At 57.7% G+C, this 23,646-nt stretch carries 20 protein-coding genes and 2 pseudogenes; 14 read left to right on the top strand and 8 right to left on the bottom strand.

Annotated elements, in window-relative coordinates; translation table 11 throughout:
- Window positions 1-1,221: IS701 family transposase (locus tag JJB74_RS29570; RefSeq protein ID WP_200598153.1), on the top strand; the 1,221-nt coding region annotated here is incomplete at its 5' end.
- Between the two features lie 322 nt (window positions 1,222-1,543).
- Here the strand turns inward: JJB74_RS29570 and JJB74_RS29565 are convergent.
- Window positions 1,544-2,557: an IS110 family RNA-guided transposase gene (locus JJB74_RS29565; RefSeq protein WP_200598152.1), complete on the bottom strand. Its 1,014-nt coding sequence runs from the start codon at window positions 2,555-2,557 to the stop codon at window positions 1,544-1,546.
- A 102-nt stretch (window positions 2,558-2,659) separates the two neighbouring features.
- On the opposite strand from JJB74_RS29565, the gene JJB74_RS29560 reads away from it, so the two are divergent.
- Together JJB74_RS29560 and JJB74_RS29555 are read left to right on the top strand one after the other, a co-directional pair.
- The gene (locus JJB74_RS29560) at window positions 2,660-2,866 is read left to right on the top strand and encodes a hypothetical protein (RefSeq protein WP_200598151.1); all 207 of its coding nucleotides are present in this window, start codon (window positions 2,660-2,662) and stop codon (window positions 2,864-2,866) included.
- Complete coding sequence (locus JJB74_RS29555; RefSeq protein ID WP_200598150.1) at window positions 2,867-2,974, top strand: cytochrome b/b6 domain-containing protein; 108 nt, start codon at window positions 2,867-2,869, stop codon at window positions 2,972-2,974.
- Between the two features lie 301 nt (window positions 2,975-3,275).
- Here the strand turns inward: JJB74_RS29555 and JJB74_RS29550 are convergent, their stop codons facing one another.
- Window positions 3,276-4,295, bottom strand: a complete 1,020-nt coding sequence (locus tag JJB74_RS29550; protein WP_200598149.1) for an IS110 family RNA-guided transposase — start codon at window positions 4,293-4,295, stop codon at window positions 3,276-3,278.
- Window positions 4,296-4,480: 185 nt separating this feature from the next.
- On the opposite strand from JJB74_RS29550, the pseudogene JJB74_RS29545 reads away from it, so the two are divergent.
- From JJB74_RS29545 to JJB74_RS29535, 3 genes and pseudogenes are all read left to right on the top strand, one after another.
- Window positions 4,481-4,927 (top strand): annotated as a pseudogene (locus JJB74_RS29545) (transposase); the annotation flags it as partial.
- 724 nt (window positions 4,928-5,651) lie between these two features.
- Entirely contained in the window at window positions 5,652-7,319 is a 1,668-nt protein-coding gene (gene ltrA, locus JJB74_RS29540) for a group II intron reverse transcriptase/maturase (protein ID WP_325170197.1), read from the top strand.
- A 22-nt stretch (window positions 7,320-7,341) separates the two neighbouring features.
- A pseudogene (locus JJB74_RS29535) lies at window positions 7,342-7,770 on the top strand (IS982 family transposase); the annotation flags it as partial.
- 38 nt (window positions 7,771-7,808) lie between these two features.
- Here the strand turns inward: JJB74_RS29535 and JJB74_RS29530 are convergent.
- Window positions 7,809-10,529 (bottom strand): PAS domain-containing hybrid sensor histidine kinase/response regulator, encoded by a 2,721-nt coding sequence (locus JJB74_RS29530; RefSeq protein WP_200598146.1) that lies wholly within the window; start codon window positions 10,527-10,529, stop codon window positions 7,809-7,811.
- Window positions 10,530-11,075: 546 nt separating this feature from the next.
- Here JJB74_RS29530 and JJB74_RS29525 point away from each other — a divergent pair.
- Complete coding sequence (locus JJB74_RS29525; RefSeq protein WP_200598145.1) at window positions 11,076-11,333, top strand: DUF3562 domain-containing protein; 258 nt, start codon at window positions 11,076-11,078, stop codon at window positions 11,331-11,333.
- Between the two features lie 10 nt (window positions 11,334-11,343).
- Here JJB74_RS29525 and JJB74_RS29520 read toward each other — a convergent pair whose 3' ends face one another.
- Window positions 11,344-12,009, bottom strand: a complete 666-nt coding sequence (locus JJB74_RS29520; RefSeq protein ID WP_200598144.1) for a response regulator transcription factor — start codon at window positions 12,007-12,009, stop codon at window positions 11,344-11,346.
- 324 nt (window positions 12,010-12,333) lie between these two features.
- On the opposite strand from JJB74_RS29520, the gene JJB74_RS29515 reads away from it, so the two are divergent.
- Both JJB74_RS29515 and JJB74_RS29510 read left to right on the top strand, forming a co-directional pair.
- Window positions 12,334-12,654: a hypothetical protein gene (locus tag JJB74_RS29515; RefSeq protein WP_200598143.1), complete on the top strand. Its 321-nt coding sequence runs from the start codon at window positions 12,334-12,336 to the stop codon at window positions 12,652-12,654.
- A 44-nt stretch (window positions 12,655-12,698) separates the two neighbouring features.
- Entirely contained in the window at window positions 12,699-14,675 is a 1,977-nt protein-coding gene (locus JJB74_RS29510) for a phage integrase family protein (protein WP_200598142.1), read from the top strand.
- A gap of 38 nt (window positions 14,676-14,713) precedes the next feature.
- Here the strand turns inward: JJB74_RS29510 and JJB74_RS29505 are convergent, their stop codons facing one another.
- Window positions 14,714-14,971: a hypothetical protein gene (locus JJB74_RS29505; protein WP_200598141.1), complete on the bottom strand. Its 258-nt coding sequence runs from the start codon at window positions 14,969-14,971 to the stop codon at window positions 14,714-14,716.
- Window positions 14,972-15,047: 76 nt separating this feature from the next.
- Window positions 15,048-15,317, bottom strand: coding sequence for a hypothetical protein (locus JJB74_RS29500; RefSeq protein WP_200598140.1), 270 nt, complete (start codon window positions 15,315-15,317; stop codon window positions 15,048-15,050).
- 202 nt (window positions 15,318-15,519) lie between these two features.
- Between JJB74_RS29500 and JJB74_RS29495 the strand changes: the two genes are divergently transcribed.
- A complete protein-coding gene (locus JJB74_RS29495; protein ID WP_200598139.1) occupies window positions 15,520-15,936 on the top strand; it encodes a hypothetical protein in 417 nt (138 codons plus the stop codon).
- Between the two features lies 1 nt (window position 15,937).
- Here the strand turns inward: JJB74_RS29495 and JJB74_RS29490 are convergent, their stop codons facing one another.
- Together JJB74_RS29490 and JJB74_RS29485 are read right to left on the bottom strand one after the other, a co-directional pair.
- The gene (locus JJB74_RS29490; protein ID WP_200598138.1) at window positions 15,938-16,735 is read right to left on the bottom strand and encodes an ATP-binding protein; all 798 of its coding nucleotides are present in this window, start codon (window positions 16,733-16,735) and stop codon (window positions 15,938-15,940) included.
- A 9-nt stretch (window positions 16,736-16,744) separates the two neighbouring features.
- Window positions 16,745-17,833, bottom strand: coding sequence for a protein-glutamate methylesterase/protein-glutamine glutaminase (locus JJB74_RS29485; RefSeq protein ID WP_200598137.1), 1,089 nt, complete (start codon window positions 17,831-17,833; stop codon window positions 16,745-16,747).
- A gap of 811 nt (window positions 17,834-18,644) precedes the next feature.
- On the opposite strand from JJB74_RS29485, the gene JJB74_RS29480 reads away from it, so the two are divergent.
- The 4 genes from JJB74_RS29480 (at window position 18,645) to JJB74_RS29465 (ending at window position 22,899) form a co-directional block, all read left to right on the top strand.
- Window positions 18,645-19,820, top strand: a complete 1,176-nt coding sequence (locus JJB74_RS29480; protein WP_200598136.1) for a ParA family protein — start codon at window positions 18,645-18,647, stop codon at window positions 19,818-19,820.
- On the top strand, window positions 19,817-20,764 hold the full coding sequence (locus tag JJB74_RS29475; protein ID WP_200598135.1) for a ParB/RepB/Spo0J family partition protein: 948 nt from the start codon (window positions 19,817-19,819) through the stop codon (window positions 20,762-20,764). Before JJB74_RS29480 ends, JJB74_RS29475 begins: the two co-directional genes overlap by 4 nt.
- On the top strand, window positions 20,761-21,144 hold the full coding sequence (locus JJB74_RS29470) for a hypothetical protein (RefSeq protein ID WP_200598134.1): 384 nt from the start codon (window positions 20,761-20,763) through the stop codon (window positions 21,142-21,144). Before JJB74_RS29475 ends, JJB74_RS29470 begins: the two co-directional genes overlap by 4 nt.
- Before the next feature lie 495 nt (window positions 21,145-21,639).
- Complete coding sequence (locus JJB74_RS29465) at window positions 21,640-22,899, top strand: helix-turn-helix domain-containing protein (protein WP_200598133.1); 1,260 nt, start codon at window positions 21,640-21,642, stop codon at window positions 22,897-22,899.
- Window positions 22,900-23,646: the final 747 nt, after the last annotated feature.

Raw genomic sequence — 23,646 nt, 5'->3', positions numbered from 1 at the left:
TATCTTGCCGGTCTTCTGGCGCCGCGTGACCGGCCCAAGACGCTCACGGCATTAGCCGGTGCGGAGCCGCTGGTCCAGGCGCAAACCGCGCCCGTGCAGCAACTGCAATTCTTCCTGTCCGAATCGGGCTGGGATGCCGATGCCGTGACCGCGCGCACGCTGCAATTGCTGGGTGGGGATCCACTGACGGCCAGCGATCCCGATGGCGTGCTCGTCGTTGATGACACGGGCGACCGCAAGGATGGCTGTGCCACCGAGCATGTGGCACGCCAGTACCTGGGCTCGGTGGGCAAGATCGACAACGGCATCGTGGCAGTAACGACCTTGTGGGCCAATGAACAACGGTATTACCCGTTGCATGTGGCGCCCTACACCCCGGAGAGCCGTCTGCCCGAAGGTAAGAAGGACCCGGCCTTCCATAGCAAACCGCAACTTGCCATGACGTTGATTGAACGGGCGCTGGCAGCCGGCATTGCGTTCAAGGCCATCGTGGCGGATTGCTTTTATGGCGATCATCGCGAATTGGTGGCGACGCTGCGTCGGCGCCATCTGCCCTTCGTGCTGTCGCATCGCGGCTCGGTCGGACGCGGCTGGACACCAGAGGACGTGGCGCACTCCTTCCACGAAGCGCTGGAAGAAGTACGGCCGCGTGACTGGCACAAGGTGACACGTCACTTCCGTGACGGGCATACCGAACGCTGGTGGGCAACCGAACTCACCTTCCTGAACTATGGTCCCGACAAACCCGTGCGGGCCATCTGCGCAACGACGGACCGGCAGACATTGCCGGAGTTGTCGACCTGGTACCTGACAACCAATCTGCCGCGGGAAGCGGCTTCTCTGGAAGAGGTGGTACGCCTGTACGGACTGCGACATTGGGTGGAGCAAGGCTACAAGCAGATGAAGGATGAATTGGGCTGGGCTGACTTCATGGTGCGTAGCGATCAGGCAATCCGCCGGCATTGGCAACTGGTGTGCTGTGCCTTCGCTTTTTGCTGGTGGCAGGAGGCACGACAGGCACGCCAACATGTTCCGGCCGATTCGCCGGCTCGAAAAAAAAAGTCAGCCAGTGCGTGGCCCGATGCGATGTCGCTGGCCGCGTCTGTTACGGTCCGTGCGGGCGTGGCTGACACCGCTGAACTGGCTCATGCGCTGTTGGCGTCTCTTGTCCCCCAAGCCCCCACCCACCGAATTCGCCACGCTCACCCGCTACCTTATTGAAGCGGCCGGGGGCGGAATCAACCTCTATCTCCGTTTATAACAAACTATTTATGAACTCCCTCCGTTTTGCAAGCCATGCTGTTTTGATGTTGAACTGAGGTTCGACTGCACAAATTTATCCGGCCTACTGTGGCACCCGTCGGTGCCGGCCCTGATGTCTTCCGCTCGCAGACTGCCTCTTTACCGCTACGGTCTCGTTTCGACCAAGTTTGTTATCAGGCTCTTGTCTGCGTGAGTCCGAACTCATTTCTCCATCAATCCATCTTGCTCGCAATCGTTGGCGGGATATTTCCTGTTGATCGTCAGTTCTCTTTGCTATCGCCTATGCAGCGCTTCTGTATTCCGTTCCACGAGCCAGCATGGCCCAAATGATCCTGGCGATCCTCGCTGCCAAAGCGACTGCTGCCACATTGTTGCAGGACCGCTTTTGTAACGCGACTACCCACTTACTCTTGCTATCAAACTTATCCGCCATTGAGCGCAGCGCGCTGCGGGTTCCATGAATGAGCAAGGTTCGCAATCTGGCGTCGCCACGTTTGGTAATACCGCCGAGCCGAGTCTTGCCGCCGCTCGAATACTGCCTTGGCGTGAGCCCCAACCATGCTGCAAATTCTCTTCCATTGCGAAATAGCTTGGCATCGCTTACGCTGGCCACTAACGCGGTGGCTGTAATCGGCCCAACCCCTTCAATCTTCATCAGGCGCTTGGCGGCCTCGCTTTGCCTGGCCAGCAAGGTAATCTTGCGTTCATATTCGGCCGCCTTGCCGTCGAGATTTAGCAAACGCTCGTACAACTCGGCGATCGTCTCTCTCGCCAGCAAGGGCAAGTTGGATGCGCCTGTTTGCACTTCCATCATGGCGCGGCGCAACCTTGCCATGCCAGTGGCGACCACAATACCGAACTCGCCCAGCAGACCACGAATCTGGTTGGACAATGCAGTGCGCTCCGATACCAGCAAGTCCCGTGCTCGGTGCAACGTCAGTATTGCTTGCGCTTCTTCCGTCTTGACCGGAACAAAGCGCATGTTGGGCCGCCCGACAGCCTCGCAGATCGCTTCGGCATCATTGGCGTCGTTCTTGCCACTCTTGCGGTATGGCGTCACAAATTGGGCAGCCATTAGCCGCACGTCATGGCCTTGGCGGCGCAGTTCCCTGGCCCAATAGTGGGCTCCGGCACAGGCCTCCAAACCAATCAGGCATACCGGCAGTTTGGCAAAGTAAGTCAGCATCTCCGAACGCGACAGCGTCTTCTTCAGCACCGCTTTGCCGTGCCCATCCACGCCATGTATTTGGAACACCGACTTTGCAATGTCCAGCCCGATTCTTACGATTGCCATGCCTGCCTCCCATTCTTGGATGCGACGCCCATGCCTCGCTTGCTTACACTTTAGCCCGCTTCGGAGGTGGAGGGAGTTCATGACATTACCACTAGGCCACCAGTGAACCGCATCCCATCCCCTTATAGCAATAGCGCCCGCCTCACGCACCGCCTGTTCTATTTCATTTTGCTGGTCGGCCCGTTTCCCGGTTGGGCGTCGGCATCCGCTCACTGGCTTCCCGTTTCCCTGTTCGGCATCATTCCCCTGCCCGCTCTCGCGGCGCCCCGCGCGCGTTGGGCGCTGCAGGCCGGCGATGTGCACGCCTGAATGATGTGGGCGCTGCTGGTGCTGATTGGCCTGCATGTGGCCGCAGCGTTGTATCACCATTTCATCCGGCATGACACTATCCTGCGCCGCATGCTGCCGGGCCGCTAAAGTAACCTCAGTTCGTACATGGACGCCCCGGTTTGCTCAAGCTCTTAATTCATGATGACGCGGTGGTAAAGATTGCATTCGTACATTCGGACTTGAGCTGTGGCGCTAGCCACTGTCCCTGATGGAATGTGCTGGTTGGGGCCTCATCGGGTTAACGCACTTTGCGTGCGACGAACTCATCAGGTTTGCCCAACCACGGTCTTACCAACGTTGCCATCACTTCATGATTGCCTGCGCAATCGGTGGAATCAACTGCCGGTCGTTACGCTGCCTTCCTTCTTGCTGTTATTAGCCGGTCTGATTACGCCGTGGCGTAATCAGACCGGAAATCCCGCTCGTGAGCGAGTAATGCCCAGACGATCCGCGCCGTCTTGTTTGCCAACGCAACGGCTGCGACATTCTTGTGGCGCCGCTCCAGTAAGCGAGCGAGCCAGCCTGTAGTGAGCTTGCGCTCGGCAGCCAGGATGACGGCCCTGGCGCCATGGATTAGCAACGTCCGCAAATAGGTATCGCCTCGCTTGCTGATGCCCAGCAAATTGGCTTTGCCGCCTGTGGAATGCTGCTTGGGAACCAAGCCCAGCCATGCCGCTAGCTGCCGGCCATTGGCAAACTGCTTGGCGTCGCCAATCGAGGCTACCAGCGCTGTGGCTGTGATCGGGCCAATCCCCGGTACCTTCTCCAGCTTGCACGACAACGCATTGGAACGGTGCCATAGCCGGATTTGTGTTTCCAGTTCCCCGACCTGCTGGTCCAGGTTCTTGAGGTGGTCCAGCATACGCTGCACCAGTTCATGGAATGCGCCAGGCACGTCGTCGCCAGCGTTATCGAGTAGCTCTGGGACCCGCTTGCTGATGTGAGCAATCCCTTGAGGGAGGATAAGCCCGAATTCACTTAACAGCCCGCGGATTTGGTTGGCTTGCGCCGTGCGTGCCTTGACCAGCGCTTGCCGCACTCGATGTACAGCCAGTACCGCCTGCTGCTCGACATGCTTAACAGGAACAAAACGCATGGTCGGCCGTGTGACTGCCTCACAGATTGCCTCGGCATCGGCGGCATCGTTCTTATTCGTCTTCACGTAAGGTTTGACAAATTGCGGCGCCATGAGACGTACCGTGTGCCCCAACGCCTGTAGCTTGCGCGCCCAGTAATGCGCGCTACCACATGCCTCCATGCCAATCAGGCAAGGCGATAGGTTGGCAAAGAATTCGACTACCTGCGGCCGTTTGAGCTGCTTCTTCAGGACCGTTTTTCCTTGCGCGTTCACACCATGAACCTGAAAGACAGCTTTTGCCAGATCGATGCCAATTGTCGTAATCTGCATGATGACGCTCCGCTCGGTTAAGTGGTCGGTGACACTTCCACTTTGGCACATTCGATGCCGTTACGGGTGGGGCGTCCATTCCATTGGGTTAAGGGAAGATACGCGTAGGTCAAAGGGAAGCGCCTCACAGCTTCGTACGATTGGGTTTCCGAACCAGTCAACCGATACGCAGCAGGAGGCGCCTGATGGACAGCCTAACGGAGCTGTTTTGCCTGATTGATGATTTTTGCCAAACGTTCGAGCCGGAATGGGAGCGGCGTCTACTCACGGAAGGCCAGAAGAAGCGGCGGCGTCCCGCCTCGCTGAGCCTGTCGGAACTGATTACGCTGGCCGTGTTGTTCCACCAGCTGCGTTACCGGCAGTTCAAGAGCTTTTATCTTTCCTGTGCGGTACGCTTTCTGCGCACCGAGTTTCCCGGGCTGCCAAGTTATCAGCGCTGTGTGGAGCTCATGCCGCGGTGTGTGGTGCCGCTGAGCGCTTTGTTCGCGCAGCTCAAAGGCCGTTGCACCGGCATCACCATTGTCGATTCCAGTCCGCTCGCTGTGTGCGACAACTTGCGCATTTCCCGGCATCGCGTTTTTGCCAAGGTCGCTGCACGCGGCAAGAGTTCGACAGGATGGTTTTATGGATTCGTGCGACGTGCAAAGTCGCACTTGTTATTGTCTCGACCGAAAGGAGTGTGAGACTTGTTGTTCCCTCAACGGTAGCCTACCGGTGCGGGCGAAGCTGGTAACGGCTTGGTTCGAAGCCACCGGGACAATGTAGCCCCTCGTTAGAGAAAGAAGTGCCGCGAGACACTTTCCAGTGCTGCCAGCATCGGCGCGGCACGGGCACTAGGCTAGGTAGTATGGCTAATGTAGATGAACTGCTGATAAACCTCGTCAAGAACGACCAGCCAAAGATGCTGACAGGCTGGAACCAAAATGGTACGTGACAGGCTGTCCGATGAAACCTGCGGACACAGGGACACAACGTCACCGGGGAATAGGCAGAGCCTAACCTACTTTGGTAACAAGTGTGAAACACGGTAAGCCCGTAGCGTTGCCCTCGTGGCAAGTGGACCGCAAGGAACACCGTTTACGCTGCGTGTAAAGGATGGCGGAGCAAGCGAAGGCCATCCCGTAATGGGATGGATAGGAGGTGCGTCAATGAGTGAACGACAACATCCCTCCACGCGAAAGCGGGCAGACTTCCGCCGCGTTTTTCTTGACGAGATAGCTTGAGTAACTTCCGCAGAAGGAAAAGCAGATGACGGCGCAAACAGCACGCGCTGGTGCATTCTTCAGCGATCCTGGTCATTGGCACGGCATTGTCTGGTCCAAGTGTCATCGGGAAGTCAGGAGGCTGTAGGCACGCATCGTCAAGGCGACGAAGGAAGGCCGCTGGGGCAAGGTGAAAGCCTTGCAATGGCTGCTGACCCACTCATTCTTCGGCAAGGCACTTGCCGTGAAGCGGGTGACGGAAAACCAAGGTAAGAAGACACCGGGGATCGACAACGTCACATGGTCAACCCCGGAAGTAAAGTATCAGGCGATCAAGACACTGAACCGACATGGCTATCAGCCACGACCATTGCGAAGAATATATATCCCTAAAAGCAATGGTAAGAAGCGGGCGTTAGGTATCCCCTGTATGGCAGACCGAGCCCAGCAAGCATTACATCTGCTGGCGCTGGAACCCATCGCGGAAACCAAAGCTGATCCACACTCATATGGGTTCAGAACTGGGCGCTCAACCGCCGATGCCATTAAACACTGTTTCTACGCACTCTCAGTCAAAGATGCCGCACAGTGGGTGCTCGAAGGCGACATCCAAAGCTGTTTCGATGAAATCGCGCACGAGTGGTTGATAAGCCATATTCCCATGGACAAAGGGATCTTGCGGAAATGGTTGAAGGCGGGGTATTTGGAAAATCGATGCTACTTCCCAACCGAAACGGGGGTTCCCCAAGGGGGAATTGCCTCACCGGTTTTAGCTAACCTGGCGTTGGACGGCTTGCAACAACAACTAGAGGAGGCCTTTGGACGTCCAAAACAAGTGAAGGGCAAACGGCTCAACGTTAAGGTCAACTACATAAGGTACGCTGATGACTGGCTGATTACCGGATACACGCAAGAATTTCTGGAAAACGAAGTCAAACCGCTAGTGGCAGCATTCCTACAGGAGCGTGGTCTTCAGCTTTCGCCGGAGAAAACGCGAGTCACGCATATTGCGGAAGGGTTCGACTTTCTGGGACAGAACATTCGCTCCTATAAAGGCAAAGTACTGATCAAGCCGGCGAAAAAGAATGTGCAGCGGTTTCTGACAAAGGTCCGTGCCATCATCAAGGATAACAAAACGGCGACACAATATTTCTTGATCAAGAAGCTCAATCCCGTCATCAAAGGGTGGGCAGACTACCATCGGCATGTTGTCTCGAAACAGACGTACCGAAAAGTCGATCAGGGCATCTGGAAAGCCCTGTGGCAATGGTGTTGCCGTCGGCATCCGAATAAAGGAAAAAGCTGGATCAAGGCCCGCTACTTCCAACACATTGGAACACGGGACTGGATCTTCGCAACAGCCACGGATGAACGGTGGCCAGACGGCACCTGCAAGTACACGACACTGCGCACCGCCTCGGACACCCCGATCCGAAGGCATATAAAAATCCGGGCTGAGGCTAACCCTTTTGATCCGGAATGGGAAAGCTATTTCGAAACCCGATGTGGCTTTACAATGCTATCCACCCTGAAGGGGCGCAAGAAGCTAATTCGACTATGGGTGGATCAGCGAGGTCTTTGCCCCATCTGCGATCAGCGGATAACGCAGGAAAGCGGATGGCATGTGCATCACATCCTCCGACGCGTCGACGGCGGGAGTAATACACCGGGTAACCTGATACTGGTTCATCCGAATTGCCACAGCCAGATTCATCATCTTGGTTTGAACGTAACGAAGCCGGCTCCTTCACGGGGCTTGGAAAGACGTGAGCCGTGTGCGTCGAAAGGACGCCTGCACGGTTCTTGGGGGGCGGCGATGTAGCAATACATCGCTGCTACCCGACAAGCTCCATGTGGCCATCAATCACCAGGGCGAGCTACTGAGCATCAAAGTCACGCCAGGCAACGTCGATGACCGCAAGCCAGTCGCATTTCTGTGCCGCGGGCTATTTGGCCGGGTCTATGCCGACAAAGGTTATGTCGCCCGGTGGCTGGTGGACTTGCTACGTGCGCGGCAGTTGGAGCTGATTACCAAAGTTCGAAAGAACATGAAACCGGTCCAGCACACGCCCTTCGACCAAGCCCTGCTCAAGCGCAGATCCCTGATTGAAACCGTCTTCGATGAGCTGAAAAACCTTTGCCAGGTCGAGCATACGCGGCATCGCTCGCATGCCAACTTCATGGTCAATTTGATGAGCGGTATCGTCGCTTATTGCCTCATGCCGAATAAGCCGCGCCTTCCTCTCATGTCCTCTGCTCCGGCTTGCCAGTAATCGCTTATCCCGAACTGAGGTTAAAGTAGCCCCTTTTCTCAGGTCGCCTTTTTGCGCGCGAACTCGGACAGCAGCTTTTCGATCATCGGCAGGGGCGCCGGCTTGACTAGATGGTGGTCGAAACCGGCTTCCGTCGTTTTAATCCGGTCGACCTTCGCGCCCCACCCCGTCAGCGCTGCGACAGGCAGCTTTTTGCCGTACGGTAGCTGCCGGATTTTGCCGACCACCGCATAGCCGTCCATATCCGGCAAGCCAATATCGAGGAAAACGATATCGGGCCGGAATTCTTCCACCATCTCCATTCCCTGCTGGCCGGTATGCGCGAGCCGGACTTCATGCCCGCCGAGTTCAATCAGCGCACCCAGGCTTGTCGCGCCATCCTCGTTGTCATCCACGATAAGCACTCGCAGACGCGTGTTAAAGGGCGCAGCGGTCTCAGGTTGCGATTCGCTACCTACGTGTCTTGTACTCTCCACCGTCTTGTTCAGCGGCAGACGGATGGTGAACGTGCTTCCCTGCCCGCTTCCTGCGCTCGATACCGCAACTCTCCCACCATGCATATAGACCAGGCTCTGCACCAGCGCCAGCCCGATGCCAAGACCGCCGTGGGCATAGTTCATGTTCGCCTTTACCTGCGCGAACATATCGAACACCGTGGACTGCGCTTCGGCCGGAATACCGATGCCGTTGTCGGTAACCTGCAGCACTGCGCCGTCTCCCTCCCGATGCAGCGTCAACTCGATACGCCCCCCTTCGGGGGTATATTTCGCCGCGTTGCTCAGCAGGTTGCCGATGACTTGGGCGATGCGGGTTGGGTCAGCGGACAACGGGAATGGTTCTTCCGGCACCACGACGTTCAAGTCATGGTGTCTGAACTGGATCGCCGGCAGGCTCGCCTCGATCGCCGTTGCCACGATGTTCTTCAGGTCGACGTCGGTCTTCTTCAGTTCGACCTTGCCGCTGCTAATGCGGGCAATGTCGAGCAGATCGTTCACCAGGTGGACCATTTGCGTGACCTGCCGCTCCATCATCTCGCGCACGCGCGCCACAGTCTCCTGGTCATTACCCGCCAAGCGGAGCAGCTGCAGACCATTGCGTATCGGCGCAAGCGGATTACGCAACTCATGGGCCAGCGTGGCAAGAAACTCCGTCTTGCGCTGATCGGTTTCAGCCAGGCTGAAGGCAAGCCGGCGCAGATCGTTTTCGTTCTGTCGCCGCTCGGTGATATCGGAGAAGAGCACGGCAACGAGACTGCTGCCAGTTCCACCGACGCGTACCGCATGAATATCAAACCAGCGGTTCAGCGCCGTCACCTGGTCCTGCGTCCTTACCGGGCGCCCGGTGCGGGCGACTTCCGCGTACAGATGAATCCAGCGCCGCTCAAGGTCCGGGAAGATTTCCAGAACCGTCTTCTCCGGTGTAGCTTCGTATCCGCCTTGAATCAGAAATGCCGAGTTGCTCTCCTTGAAGCGATAGTCCGCAGGCTGGCCGTCGGCGTCGTACAGGATCTCGATGATGCAAAAGCCTTCATCGATGGACTCGAACAAGGCCCGGTAGCGCTCTTCGCTGGCGTGCAGCTTTTCTTCGGCCTCCTTCTGCAGCGTGACATCGAGCACGACACCGGGTAGCTGAAGCGGCACACCCATTTCATCGTACTCGACGCGGCCGCGCGCAGTGACCCAGTGGTACTTGCCGTCTCTCGCCAGGACACGGTAGGTCTCCTGATAGAAGGCGCGATCGCTGATCGCCTGCTGGATGCGTGCCGACACACGCTCAATATCATCGGGATGGATCGCCTTGAGGAATGTCTCGATGGGTGTGTTCGCTGCCACCTCTTCCGGAAGTGAAAACAGATAGGCGATGTTACGGTCGCCGCTGAGGTGATTCGCTTGTATATCCCACGTCCATGTCGCCACCTCGCCGGCATCCAGCGTCGCAGCGAGACGAACCTGTGCGTTATGCAGATTCTCTTCGACGGTCTTCCGGTCGGTGACGTCCGCAACGGTGCCGAGCAGGTATAGCGGCGAGTCATCGGCCGGACGATGCACGCGGCCAAACATCTCCATCCAGCGAACCGTGCTGTCCGGCAGGCGTATGCGCCCCTGGAACCGCATTTGCCCGCTCTCGGCGCAAGCAGCGTGCAAGGCGGCTTGCAAGCGTTCTTGGTCTTCCGGGTGGATGTGCTCGTGCAGCGTCTGCTGCGCTGTCAGCGTCGTGCAGGACGGCGCCAGTCCGAAGATGTCGAGCGCCAGGTTATTCTGAAAGTCGAATTGGGCAAGATGCGGGGTATAGCGCCACAGGCCCAGTCCCGCTGCCTGCGTGGCGAGGCGCATGATTTCCTTTTCCGCCTGCAGCTCGGTGTGCGCCTGCTGCAGGTCGGTGATGTCGCGCGAGACAACGAGGAAGTGATCCACGCTGCCGTCTGCCGCTTTCACCGGGTGGACTTTCACGTCCCACCATTTGGCTGTGCCCTTGGCCGTCGGACAGGCTGCGCGAAAACAGGCAATCGTCCCTGTCGCCGCTTCGCGCAGGGCCGCGAGGACCGCCGAACGGCTTGCTTCCGGCCAGAGTCTGCTCCACTGGCTTCCCAGGACACTTCCCGCACTGTCGACCTCCAGCGCTCTCAACCCGGGCGTGTTCATGTGAACGATATTGCCGCCGAGGTCGATGACTTTGATGCAGTCCGAGCTGTTTTCAGAAAACCATTCGGGCAGGTTCAGGCCTACAACAGGCGCCTGGGCGTATTCAAGAGAAGTCATTGGAAAGCACGACGGCGCTTCGCGCTGCTCGCGAAGACCCGACCGTCAATAGGGGAAAAGCTTGATTATCAAGCAAAATCCCGGCGCAGGCAGGCATACAGACAAGCATTCTGCTCGTCAAGAACAAGTATCAGAAGCGCCTGCCCACTAGACTTGACCGTGCCACGTCTGCCCAAGCGGATGCCCATCGGTACGCGGAATTCTTTTCCGAAACACTGTTGGCGCAAACTGCGCGCTCGATTGCCAGCGTGAACCTGAACATGGCCACCTGCCGGCGTCGATAAATGGTGCGACGCATCCTGTCCTCACGTTGGATTGACGAAGCAAAAATGATAACAAAGCGCCGACCTCACCCTGCATCGGTATGCCAACACCTTCCCGGCGGTTCGCTCCAATTTTTGGCCCACCCGGGTTCCCTGCTGAACTCATGCAATTTTGCCCAGTCCTAAGCGAACTGCTGCGTTATCCCGCGTGGACCGCTGTTGTCACATACCCAACGTTTCCAAATCATTGTTCTAAATTTCTATTTTGTCAACGGAGCGAGGAATGGAAATCGAGGTTGTTAACGACGTGCGTAAGTTGACTGTTCACCACGCGGATGCCTTTCGGGACGATGCCGATCGCAAAAGACATTTGGTCGCAATCGCGGAATTGGCTGAAGAAATGCGTCTACCAGTTGAACAAGTATGTTCCTGCTACGAAGCGGTCCTAACCGAGATGCGGAAGGAGGCCCGCATCGAGGATTTTCTGGATATTTTCGTGGCGCGACGGGTTCGGGAACAGCTTCGCATACGCGCGCACTGACGGCTTGCCCTCAGGTACCTGCATCCAACATGTAGCCGAAACCGCGTACGGTGCGAATTGCCACGCCGGCGTCAGCGAGCTTGCTGCGGATGCGGGAAAGGTAGACCTCGACCGCGTTGACCGTCACCTCCTCTCCCCACGGAAGAATCGCATCAATAATCTGCTGCTTCGACACCACCCGGCCAGTATTGCGAAGCAAATATTCGAGAATGGCACATTCCCGCGCCGATAGATCAATCGGCATTCCATGGACGGTTGCGCGGCGCGCAGTGGCATCCAGCTTCAGGGCGCCGATCTCAATCGACGCGTCGCGCCCACTGCCGCGGCGCACGAGCGCCTTCACCCGGGCGACAAGTTCAGCCGTAGCGAACGGCTTGACCACGTAATCATCCGCGCCGATCCCCAGGCCAAACACGCGATCCGCCACCGCGTCTCGCGCGGTCAGCAATAGCACCGGCGTGTGGTTGCCCCGCGCGCGCATACGGCGCACGACCTCGAATCCATCGAGGCCCGGGATACCGATATCCATCACGACCGCAGAAATTTCCCGGCGCTGCAACAGCGCATCCGCATCGCTGCCGTTGCGCACGACATCAACCTCGTAGCCTTGGGCACTGAGATTGCGGGCGATACCGTCCGCCAGCACCGCGTCATCTTCTACCAGCAGCAACTGCATCTAATCTTCGTTGGATCGGGCCACTTAACCGGCGACAGGATACAGGAGCGCCCTCCTCTCCTATAAACAGTGCGGCAGTAGATGAAACGCAGCGCTGCGTAACAACTTTACTTTCCCTGGCAAGGAAAACGATGCGGCACGGGCAACGTCACAAATCATACACAGATAACACGCATTATCCTTGCATAAACTTTATTCGTGTAAAATGGCCTTCCGGAATTGTAGCTCGCGGATAATTGTACATAGTTTCCTTTTGGCATTTTTTGGGGTACGTGCTGGTTCCATGGTTTAGACTGAGCGCCTTCTGTTTTTGAAGGACTTTTCATGGAGCACCAAGGATCGGCATGTCTGCAGTGCGGCGCCGACGATCATCGTTGGGATGCGCACAGCGGCAACTGCACCGAATGCGGTTTCGATGAGGTTCAAGGGTTCTCTCCCGTGCCGGAGATTTATGAGCACTTCCTGCACCGCGTGCTCAGCGCCAGCCCGCAGAGAATCGAACCATCGACGCCGAAGCGCCTGATGGCGGAATTTCGCCGGGTCTTCCCGACGCCCGAAGAACTGGCCGACGGCTGGAACTTCCTCAGGGAACACCCGGAACTCACCATCGATGTGCTGCGCAGCGCCGAAAATCACCTCCACTGACTCTTCATGCCATAGGAATGTCGCCCTCTGTTCTTATTGCATAAATGCCATCTGCCTGGACTGAACGCGGCACCGTACTGATTCAACTCGGACGCCATCACTTCGCGTACTACCGCGGCTATCTTGACGGTCTGGACTTACGAACACTGTCCAGGCGCTATCTGGAAACCACCGAAGATCCTGATTCGGAAGGCACCGAGCTGGATCTGCGCGTGGCGAGGTCCATGCTCAGATGGGTGCGCGACCAGCTGATGGTTGCCGCACGCCGCACGGGCAATGCGTCCGGCAGCAGGCTGATTCGCCTTCCTCCCGAGGCGCTGCGCGTCACGTATGGCGCCCATGTGCCGACGCTGGAAGAATTCCGGGAAGAGCGCGACCCCTACGAGACCTACACCGAGCAGGAACTGATCGAGCTGTTCCAGGAGGAATACGGGACCAGCACGCCGGGCCTGGACCGCAAAACAGAACGCAACAACCGGCTCCGCAGCAAGCAGCTCGCGATTCTGCGCACCATCGAGGAATTGACCGGCGCGGATCCGCGCCTGTCCGATGGCGTGGGCGGCTGGATTGATCCGGTCATCGCCAAGCGCCTGACTGCCGCCGGCCTGCACACGATCGAGCAGCTCATTGTGGCGATCAATTCGCGCGGCTACCGCTGGTACACCAAGGTGCCGCGGGTTGGGGAAAAGGCGGCGCGGCAGATCATGGACTGGCTGATGCTGCCCGAAACAGAACAAGCCCTCGTCGTGAAGCTCGCCGCGCGCGGCATCGTGCCCCGGGCCGAATGGACCGGAAAAATGCTCGCGCCGCAGCCGGCGCGCACCGACATCGCACCGCTGGAGAGCTTCCTCGTGCCGCACGAGCTCGACGGCGCCTTCGGCAGCAACCGCGGCGACCGTCCCGGCATTTCGGCTCGCAACGATCTCGAAGCAATCTACACCTGGCTGGCGCGGCATCCCGCCGGCAGCCACACTCAGCGCGCGTATCGCAAGGAAGCCGAACGCTTCCTGCTGTGGTCAGTTCTCGAGGCGGGCAAGCCGCTCAGCTCGCTAACCGTGGAGGACTGCATTTCGTACCGCAACTTCCTGTGGTATCTGGGTCGCCAAAGCGACGAAGTCTGGGCACAGTATTACCGTATTCCCCAGGGGCGCTGGCTTGGGCCACGTGGCATCGAGCGTCTGTCGCCACTGTGGCGCCCTTTTGAGGGTCCGCTTTCGGAACGGTCACAGAAACATGCGCTCGGGATCGTGCAGAACCTGATGCAGTGGCTGGTCGACCAGCGCTACCTGTCGCACAATCCACTGCGCGCCCTGCCGCACCTCGCCAAACCGCAAACCCAGGGCATTGAAGTGTCGCGTTCGCTGTCGATCGCGGAGTGGAAGATGGTCAAGGACTATCTGTCGCAGATGCCGCAGGACGTTCGCTATCATCGCCTGCGCTTCATTCTCGCGCTGGCGTACAGCAGCGGGTGCCGAATTTCCGAACTGGTGGCGCTCAGGCGCGAAAATCTGAAAAGCTTCACCCGCAAGGGCGAAGACACGCTGCGATGGGAGATCGGCGTGAACGGCAAAGGCGGCAAGTACCGCACGGTGCAGTTGAATGGCCATGTCGTGAACGAGATCCGGGCCTATTTCCGCCACCGCGGATTTGAGTCGCTGGGCGAGGTGCCGCCGGAAACGCCATTGATCGCCGCCATCCCGTCGCCGAACCTGCCGAAAATCAAGCCGAACGATCCGCTTTCCGCGGTGCGCCTTTACCTCGTGTTGAAGTCATTTTTCCAGGAAGTCGCAAAGGCCGTCCTTGCGGAGGATCTGGATACGGCGGTGAAGCTGCGGCGCGCTTCGACGCACTGGCTGCGCCATACCTTTGCAACCCACGGCATTCACAACGGCATGGCGCTCGAAACCATGCGCGACCTGCTCGGGCACAGCTCGCTCAGTACCACGTCGGTGTATGTAACCACCGAGAAGGACAACCGGAGCCGCGAGGTCGAAAAGTTGGGCGACCTCGCGGCGTTCTAGGGCCGGCTCATCGTAATGATCGCCGTTTCCGTTTTCTGTTAGTGGCTCGCACTTGCGGCCGGTGCAGAGTTCGGTTGTGCCTGCGATTGTGCCTGATCGGCCTGCTTCGCGTCCTTCGACGCTTTGTGGTGTCCGACGACGCACCCGGCAGCGGCACCAGCCTTGCCGTGTTTGCCTGCGACGTGGCCCGCCGCACCACCCACGGCTGCACCCTTCAGGCATCCGGCGGCGCTTGCCATGCCAGACGACAGGGCCAGGATGGAAGCGACGGCGGCTGTTCCGATTACGGTTTTCATGCATGTCTCCTTGGAGAAAAAGCCTAAAGATGCCGCCATAGCTCAACCGTGTCGGTACGGCAGACCACGTTCCTAATTAGCGCGCCGGAGTGGTTGCTGGCGCGTAGGTCTGCTGGGCAGTTGGAGCAGGTTGCTGCGCCGGGTGAGCGACTTGCTTGGCCTGTTTGGATGCGCGATGGTGTCCGATCGCGCATCCGGCCGCCGCGCCCAGCAACCCGTGGTGGCCTGCCACGTGCCCTGCTACGCCACCTACTGCGGCTCCCTTCAGGCAGCCTGCTGCGCTGGCAGCACCGGAGGACAGCGCAAGTACCGATACAATAACAATTGTTGCAATTTTCGTTTTCATCGAAGCCTCTCCTTTTGTACCCAAAACCTAATCATTCACTCCTTGTCGTAGGGGGTCGGTTCGCCAGTTCACCTAAGGCGCCGTGGGGGCCAGTCTGCGAATCCTCACGAAATCAGTGCATTCCTTGCTACAACTTTACATGGATGTTTCCCTATCCTTTCGCAACGCCTGAACTTTCAGCGCGCCCGACCAGGATGGGGTTATGCCTTGCGACCCAGGCGATGACGGCCGTGACTTCCTCTCCCGCCTGCGCGAGGATGCGGTAATGCGTTTCCGGGACAAGATCACCCGTGGCGAACTTCTGAGTGCGCCGGAGCTGCGGGCTCGGCTCGGCTTCAGTTTTGCCAGATTTTCGGTCGCGCTGGCCACCGGCCGCATCTTTGCTGTGATCAGCCCGTCAGGCGCTCTCGGTTTTCCGGCATTTCTTGCCGATCCTCGCTATGACGCGAACAAGCTCCACGCGGTGGTCGAGACATTAGCGCCGTTGTCCGGTGCAGAAAAATATGCCTTCTTGACCGAGCCGGCACATTCGCTTAATGGCAGAACGCCGCTCGAGGCGCTTGAAGCGGGCGAAAGTGACCTGGTGCTGCGCGCGGCAGCGGCCTGCGCCCATCGCTAGATCAGGCACCGCTGCGATATGGCGTTGCCCTTGCAGCCTCGTGCCGGATCGTTATGGTGAGCGCCGCCTCCACGTCTCCGTCGTTGCGCGCCATATAGCAGGCGACGAAATGTCCGAATGCCCCTGGTCTGGCGTGAAGGTGGGTGAAGGCATGCAGCGCGGACTCCAGCGGTAGCGGATGGCTGCCCGACCGCTTGAACGACGACACGACAAACTCGACAAATTCGGGGCCCAGCACGGGAAACTGCTCGGCATACGCCCACTGGAAGAACGGATCGCCGGCCAGCCCGAACCGCCGTGGTTGCGCCTTGTCGGCGGTGCCGGCAAAGAGAGCCTTGACCTCGTTCCTCCGCACATCAAGCAGCGCGCGCAGCGCGTATGCAAGGTTCTCGTGCGCCGGCAGCGATAGCGTCTGCGCTTCGTCGACAAGCAAAAGGATCGGGCAGCTCTGGCGGTTCGCCATGAGCAGCGCATCGGTAAGCGCGATCTTGCCGTCGTGCCGCCACGCCGCCGGCACCGGAAGCCGGTTGGTCAGCCATGCCATGCGTGATCTTTTGACTGCCCCTCGTATGGCTTCGGCCAGGGCATGACCCGGATCGGGAGACTGAGACACGTCGACATAGGCAACGCGGTAACCGGCCTCCTGCGCCGCCGGCGCCAGGTCCTGCAACAGATAGGTCGTTTTCCCCATCTGCCGGCGAGCGAACATGACGCGGGACGAGATAAGGCCGCGGCGAAACGTCGCTATGTGTTGCGCTGCGATCGCGGGCCGTGGGAAATGCCTCTGTCCAGATTCCATGGCGCGCGCTCAGACGCGAAGTGCCCTGCCGGCGTTTGCCGCCAGGTGATCGAGCACCAGCCCCGGCAGGCTGCGCAGCGAGCCCACAGCGTGCGTTGCGCCCGTTGCGATGGCTTCCTTGGGCATGCCAAAGACAACGCATGTTGCTTCGTCCTGCGCGACGTTCCATGCCCCTGCATTACGCATTTCCAGCATCCCGGCCGCCCCATCCTTGCCCATGCCAGTCATGATCACGCCCACGGCGTTCCTGCCCGCGTGTTCGGCGGCCGAGCGGAACAGGACATCGACCGAAGGTCTGTGGCGGTTCACCGGCTCGCCCTGGTCCAGGCGGACGATGTAGTTCGCGCCGCTGCGCCCCAGACGTAAATGCGCGTTTCCCGGCGCGATGTAGGCGTGTCCTGGCAGCACGCGCTGGCCGTCAACTGCCTCTGCCACCGTGATGGCGCACAGGCCATTCAGGCGCTGCGCAAAGGACCGGGTGAAGCCTTCTGGCATATGCTGCACGATCAGAATGCCGGGACAGTCCGATGGCATCTGCATCAGGAACTCCTTAATCGCCTCGGTCCCGCCAGTCGACGCGCCGACGATGATGAGCTTTTCACTGCTCAGGAGGCGGTTTGCCAGTGGTGCCATCGGCCGCAGCGCTCTATCCGCTGCCGCCTCCGACAACGTGCGCTGACGAATGCGCGCCAAAGAGGCGGTGCGGATCTTGTCACCGATCAGATCGGCATATTCTTGCATGCCTTGCTCTATCGAGATTTTCGGCTTGGCGACAAAGTCGACGGCGCCCAGCTCGAGCGCACGCAGCGTAATTTCCGATCCGCGCTCCGTCATGCTGGATACCATCACTACCGGCATCGGCCACAAGCGCATGAGGCGTTCAAGAAAGTCGAGGCCGTCCATCTTTGGCATTTCGACGTCCAGCGTGAGAACGTCAGGCCGGAGACTGCGGATCAATTCCCGCGCGGCGATCGGATCCGGTGCCACACCGACGACTTCCATATCGGGCTGCTGCCCGATGATCTCGCGCATGACCTTTCGAATCAGGGCAGAGTCATCAAGGATAAATACGCCGATTTTCTTCCCGGGCTTCGGCATTTTGGTGCTTCCTTTTCGGTCGGGGACGCAATTTGCGCAAATGATCTGCAGTCGCAAGCCCAGCTTCAGTCCCGAAGCGGTAGCTTACTTTAGAGCAAGAATACGCGGATTTTTTTCCCTTGACCATGCCGACTATGGGCACAATTGTCGCCTGGATTTTCCCCATAGATTCAAATGGGCCGCTCCTGTTATATACCAGCGGACGCTCTAATGCACATTTAGGAACTCATCAAAGCCGCGCCACGTCGTGTTTTCTGGCTATGTTCACTCAGCGGGGATGTGTGAACACACTCGCCCACGAGCGCGATAATTTTTCCCGTGCATATTCGGTCCGATGCGTCCAGAACTTCCTTTTTTCATCCTTTGCAAACCGCATGATAGAGACGGACAAGGCACTCTTCGCGCAACTTTTCATCCAATTTCGGATTGTGGCGACGGTTACGAGCATGCTAGTATTTCGGGCGTCTAAAGATATAACGGCAGCTTTGGTAGGTAAAATATGGAGAATACAGTGGTTTGGTGGGCAACAGTGATCGCATGTGTTGCACCCCTACAAACCCTTATCTCGCGTACGTTACGTACTGGCGGCTAAATAGGTGTGGAGACTTTGATGCGCCGCGACACAGGTGTATTTACACTAGAGTGGGTACGACGGTCTTATGCCCCCTCTTAGTCGTCGGCAGCGGGATAAAAATGACTGGTAGGTTAAATCCTTATTTTTGCACTGTTATCCTACCAATTCGATTGACAAATCGATTTCCCGGCGGCAGACTTCCATCTATTATCAGTATTGTCAGGTTAGGAAACCCTTATGCGTAGCACATTTGCTTTGCTGGATGACTGTCAGTACCGCCTGAAGGCGGCGGCAGCACTTCTTAGCGTTAGTGAGAACACGCTACGCACCTATGTCAAAGACAGCGGCATCGAGATTAAGCGAGCCACTGCAGACAATCCTAATTCCCCGGCCGTGCGGATTTTCACGCTAGACAATATTTTCCAGCTTGCTGCCTGGCGTCGCAAGCAAGGCCTCATCAAACCCCTTTCTGCCACGCCGATATGCATCGCTGTTGAGCTAATCAAAGGCGGGACCGGCAAAAGCACGACAACTGCGGAGATCGGCATTCAGCTGCAGCTTTCGGGCTACCGTGTACTGATGATCGATTTGGACGTCCAGGCGAACCTGACGCAGCTAATGGGCTATGAATCGGACTTGGAAGACGGTGAGGCTGCGACTAACGATTTGAATTCGGATGCAATCGTCCACGGTACGTTCGCAGAAGTGGTGAAGCCGTATCTGGAAAATTCCCGCCCCGGTGCGAACAAGATGGACGATATTTCGCACTACATTAAATGGCCGTTTGGTGCGGATGGCCCTGCGTTAATCCCAAGCGACACGTTCCTTGGCGATCTTGAGCATGCGATCGTCGCGACTCGGGATACGCGCGAGCTGGTCTTCAGATCTTTCTTCCGTGCGTCAACTGAGGGCAAAATCCCAGGCCTGAACGTGAAGGATTTCGACTTCGTCTTGTTTGACTGCCCGCCCTCGATCAGCTTTGTCGCATCCAACGCGATTGCGGTTTCTGACTACATCATCGCGCCGGTGAAGATGGACTCGTTTGGGGTTAAGGGCGTGTCGCGGTTAGTGGGTGAAATTAACTATATCCAAAGCAAGTCGGGGCAGCAGCCAGAACTGATCATCCTGCCTACCCACTACAGCAGCAACGTGTCGCGGGTAGCACGCATGTCGCAGAAGCTTCAAACCTATAAAGATAATCTTCCTGATATGTCGATCAGTTCCAGCGAGCTATTCCCGAAGTCTCAGGAATATTACATGCCGTTGACGCTACAGCAGCCCACTTCGGCTCCTGTGAAGGAATACCGAAAATTCACGGATTTCCTGCTTCAGAAAATAGGAGCGAAGGAATATGCGGCAGCTAAAGAAGCGGCGGCGAAAGAGGCGGCAGCGGCTAGGAGCGTAGCAGCATGAAAAGTCGGCTCGCTCCTCGCGCTCCGCTGGCGGAGCTTCGCAAGCCCGAAGTCGTGCACCTGACAGATCAGGCTCCGTCTACACCCTTCCCTGGCCCGCAAGCGCCGTCCGAGCAGGTAGATAACGGCGTGCGTGAGACGCTGTGCAAAATCCCGCTTGATCAGCTCCTCGACAGTCCGTATCAGCCTCGCCTCAAATACAACCCGGAAGAAATCGATGAGCTTGCAGCCGGGATGAAGGCTAACGGCCAGCAGGAACCAGTCATGGTAAGACGTCTAGGGACGGCGAGTTACCAGCTCATCAGCGGGCACCGCCGCCGGCGCGCGGCGCAGTCAATTGGCTGGACGGAACTGGAAGCCCGCATCGTAGAAGCAGATAACGATGCTGCGGAATTGCGGACGATGATCCAGAACGAAGGCCGTAAGGATCTCTGCGACTATGAAAAGGGGCGCATGTATCAGCACGCGTTTGCTCGCAACTTTGTGAAGAACCAGGCCGAATGTGCCAGTGTATTCGCTACATCGCAGGCGAACGTCTCCAAACGGATGAATCTCCTGAATCTTCCCTCGCCGATCACGGCACTTTTAGATCAGCAGCCAGATCTGCTGTCTGTGCGCAAGGCGGAAGTTATTTGGGAACTGCTCAAGGCGTACCCGGATGAGCAGGATCTTGTCGTTCGCGCGGTGCAGCGACTGGCGGATGGCGCCGATATCTCGACTCTGCGCGGATGGGTCGCACAAATGTCTGTGAAAAAGGTGCCTGAAAATACTGGCAAAGGCCCAGCGTATATCACGAACGATGAGGGAACTACGCTGTACGAGACGAAGATCAAGAAATCCACGCGCCAGATCCTTCTTACCGTGAAGGATACGGACGAAGACCTCGAATCGCTCGACAAGTCGCTTATAACCTTTCTTCGTCAGCGCAAAGAGGAAAAGCGGTGAACACGGCGTTTCCCATCATTCGAAAGTCATCTGGCGATGGGACAGCGCCGATCATGAAAGCCATCGGTTCTAAGCCGTCGGCTTTCATGATCGATGTGTTTGAGAAGCACGGATGGTCGGGCGGCTCACTTAGCGCCCTCCCCTTCGAATTCGATCAAGGTAAAGATGTTGATGGTTCTTACCGCGGCGTTGTAGATATTGCGTTTTTGGCAACATCGTTGGCAGTCGGCACCCGTACAGACAGTCACGCCGCTGGAACGGCGCGACATTTGTCCGCGGTGCCGATGTTTTACAGGCAGCACCCGGTGTTCATGCCGCTGGAACGGCATGAATTCCTGCAGTGCGAGTTCGCGCCTGGTTCAACTATTCACGGTGAATAATTGGCCGCGTCGGTTCTCCGCTGGAACGGATGGATCGAAACACCAGGAGCGCAATAGTCGCAACGCTAAATATTCACAGTGAATATTTAGTAGTGCAGCCAATAGGCGGGACAGCAAAAGATTGAAATCGAAGACGGCCGAGGCAGCGTATTTGCAGATGATGATTCCTCGGAGCGCCTGAGATACGGAGCAGGAAGTACGGATACACGGAATTATTTATTCACTGTGAATAAATAATCCTCCAAGCAAACCGGTATCGGATGAATAAAGGAAGACGGTAACGAAACGCTGAAAAACGAACATTTTTAACTAGCCTTACAAATGAAAAGAGGCCCGACAGCTGGAACTGTCGGGCCTCTCGTTCAATGTGGCTACCATTCACCCAAAAGCGGTTGTTGTGGGACAACCAGGTACTGGCAAGGTACTGCTAACACGGGTGAATGGTAGTTCGGATTGACTTCGTCTGTCAAGGCTCCCTGCTACACGGAGCTCGAAATGACCATTCGAACTGCGGCGGACGTGCTCGCCCGTCGCTTGCCGCGGCCTATCCAGGCCGCTCAATACCGGCTGTCTATGCATCACTCTTCCTGGGACCTCCCAATTAGGGTGCTTCGGCTCGGCCAAATTTTTATTTCCCATACACCGCTCGACAAACTCGACCAGCCGGTGATCTGTAGCCGTCAAAAGGCCGCGGAAATGCTCGGCACGAGCGAACGCTCCATTACCCGTTACGCGACACAGTTGGAGCGACGCGGCTTGATCCGACGAATCAAGCAAACGTACAAGCATGAGAGTGGTACATGGGACTGCATGCGGTTTGTGTGGACTGAAGGCGCGAAAACGCTTTTTGACGCAAAGCGAAAAGGACAGGCTGCGTTGGATATGGATGCGCAGCAGGCAGCGTCCCCTGCCCCGCTATCGGCGCCACAAGCCACGTTTGAGACCGCACGAGAATCGTTCACGTCGCCGGATACATCCACGACGCTTACCGTCGAAAGCCAGCCTGAAAAAATCCCGGTTCCAATGGCTGACCGTGGGACAAATTTGGCGCACAAATCAGGGGCGTTCTGTAAACAGAAACTCTCTATCGAGAATAAGCCCGAACGGGAATCCCTTCAAAACTCGCCGAAGCGTTCAAGCCGCATGCCTGACGACCTGGTCGAGCCTGCAAAAACGCTCCAACTACAGCGTTCGCAGATCTGCTACCTCTTCAAGATTTGCAAGGATGTAGGCCAACGCCTCCAGGACGCATTGCGGTTCTGCCTGCCCGGAATGGTCAAGCGGGGGATCAAGGGCCGCGACGCAGTTGCATGGCTTAAAACGGCGCTGCAATCCGGTAGAGATTTCCGATGGGCTGTTCGCCAAGAGGAACATCTCGAAATAGCGCAGCAGGCAAACGCCGAACGCCAAGCGAAGGTGAATTCGATTACTGTTGCCTTGCGACGGCCCCATGTTCGTCTGCCTTCCGGCCTCGTAATCAAGGAAGTTACCGGAAATGTCGTGAGCTTTATCGATCCCTCTACCGGCAGGAGCGCTGGGACGCACTCGCTATCTCATCTCGCCGTTTCGTTACTGGACAATGCACCCGACTGGGTATCGCGCCTCCTGAGTGGCGTAAACGACTTGCAGGAAGCTCATACGCCGGCAGGACGTGCGGTTACTCCGCCCGTACCGCCGGCGGCCGTTAGCGATGTTGCGAGAGACGCTCTCGCCGGGTTACGCGAAATGATGAAGCGCAATAGAGTTTTTGCTTAGCGTAGCGTCACGCAATTCCTCGCGAGCGATCGACGCAACGCACTGTCTTGCGCCTTCGCGTGCATGCTGGGCCGACTTCGCCGTCGAGTGCGAGGTTCGCGGTTGCCGGCTATTACGGCGGTAATCGCCAGGGAGTTGATCGTGAAGTTCAGTGAGGGAGATCATGCTGGCATTACGCGAGCAGACGCAATCACGTGTGCTGACCGCGTTTCGCTCTTGCTTTATGCGTCTGCGCCACGGGAATGGGCGGGGCACAACATGAAACCGTGAAGACAGAGGGTGAAACCAATTGTCAAATTTGACCGTTGCGGCGGAATAACATTCGCCGTGCGATAGAGCAGGAGCCCTGCCCTGCCCTACCCTTCTGGTTGTGAATTGGTTCAGCAACTGGATGCGGCATTTACAAGCTCGAACGATGTACGACTTCGTACCATAATTCGCGCTGGGACCGTTGCTCGTTCTCACCTTGCCGGTGTCTAACTCGACTGCCAATCGAGGATGGTGCGCGGAATACCGTGAATATTCACTGTGAATATTTACCCCCTTTCCTCGAACCCACGCATAGAGAGATGACATCTCACAGGTTTTCTCGCTAGACGGGGTTCCTACCGGCCACTGCTCCGCCCGAAATCGCGCCCAGATTATTCACTGCGAATAATGGGCCAGGTGCATGGGCGTCACCTGTGCTATCGCGGAGTATCCCGCAAGCTCAAGCCATTGCTATCGGTTTAGTCGATAACCCCGGCC

Origin of the sequence: Noviherbaspirillum pedocola (assembly GCF_016632335.1) — a bacterium.
GTDB classification, from domain to species: Bacteria; Pseudomonadota; Gammaproteobacteria; order Burkholderiales; family Burkholderiaceae_D; genus Noviherbaspirillum_A; species Noviherbaspirillum_A pedocola.
Note: the sequence above shows the minus strand (reverse complement) of the source record. Positions and strands in the feature narration are given on the sequence as shown.

Coding starts and splice junctions, on each gene's coding strand:
- JJB74_RS29515 (WP_200598143.1), top strand. CDS start 12,334: ATGGAGCACCAAGGATCGGCATGTCTGCAGTGCGGCGCCGACGATCAT.
- JJB74_RS29530 (WP_200598146.1), bottom strand. CDS start 10,529: ATGACTTCTCTTGAATACGCCCAGGCGCCTGTTGTAGGCCTGAACCTG.
- JJB74_RS29520 (WP_200598144.1), bottom strand. CDS start 12,009: ATGCAGTTGCTGCTGGTAGAAGATGACGCGGTGCTGGCGGACGGTATC.
- JJB74_RS29480 (WP_200598136.1), top strand. CDS start 18,645: ATGCGTAGCACATTTGCTTTGCTGGATGACTGTCAGTACCGCCTGAAG.
- JJB74_RS29565 (WP_200598152.1), bottom strand. CDS start 2,557: ATGGCAATCGTAAGAATCGGGCTGGACATTGCAAAGTCGGTGTTCCAA.
- JJB74_RS29485 (WP_200598137.1), bottom strand. CDS start 17,833: ATGCCGAAGCCCGGGAAGAAAATCGGCGTATTTATCCTTGATGACTCT.
- JJB74_RS29500 (WP_200598140.1), bottom strand. CDS start 15,317: ATGAAAACGAAAATTGCAACAATTGTTATTGTATCGGTACTTGCGCTG.
- JJB74_RS29550 (WP_200598149.1), bottom strand. CDS start 4,295: ATGCAGATTACGACAATTGGCATCGATCTGGCAAAAGCTGTCTTTCAG.
- JJB74_RS29505 (WP_200598141.1), bottom strand. CDS start 14,971: ATGAAAACCGTAATCGGAACAGCCGCCGTCGCTTCCATCCTGGCCCTG.
- JJB74_RS29495 (WP_200598139.1), top strand. CDS start 15,520: ATGCCTTGCGACCCAGGCGATGACGGCCGTGACTTCCTCTCCCGCCTG.
- JJB74_RS29510 (WP_200598142.1), top strand. CDS start 12,699: ATGCCATCTGCCTGGACTGAACGCGGCACCGTACTGATTCAACTCGGA.
- JJB74_RS29525 (WP_200598145.1), top strand. CDS start 11,076: ATGGAAATCGAGGTTGTTAACGACGTGCGTAAGTTGACTGTTCACCAC.
- JJB74_RS29490 (WP_200598138.1), bottom strand. CDS start 16,735: ATGGAATCTGGACAGAGGCATTTCCCACGGCCCGCGATCGCAGCGCAA.
- JJB74_RS29555 (WP_200598150.1), top strand. CDS start 2,867: ATGATGTGGGCGCTGCTGGTGCTGATTGGCCTGCATGTGGCCGCAGCG.
- JJB74_RS29465 (WP_200598133.1), top strand. CDS start 21,640: ATGACCATTCGAACTGCGGCGGACGTGCTCGCCCGTCGCTTGCCGCGG.
- JJB74_RS29475 (WP_200598135.1), top strand. CDS start 19,817: ATGAAAAGTCGGCTCGCTCCTCGCGCTCCGCTGGCGGAGCTTCGCAAG.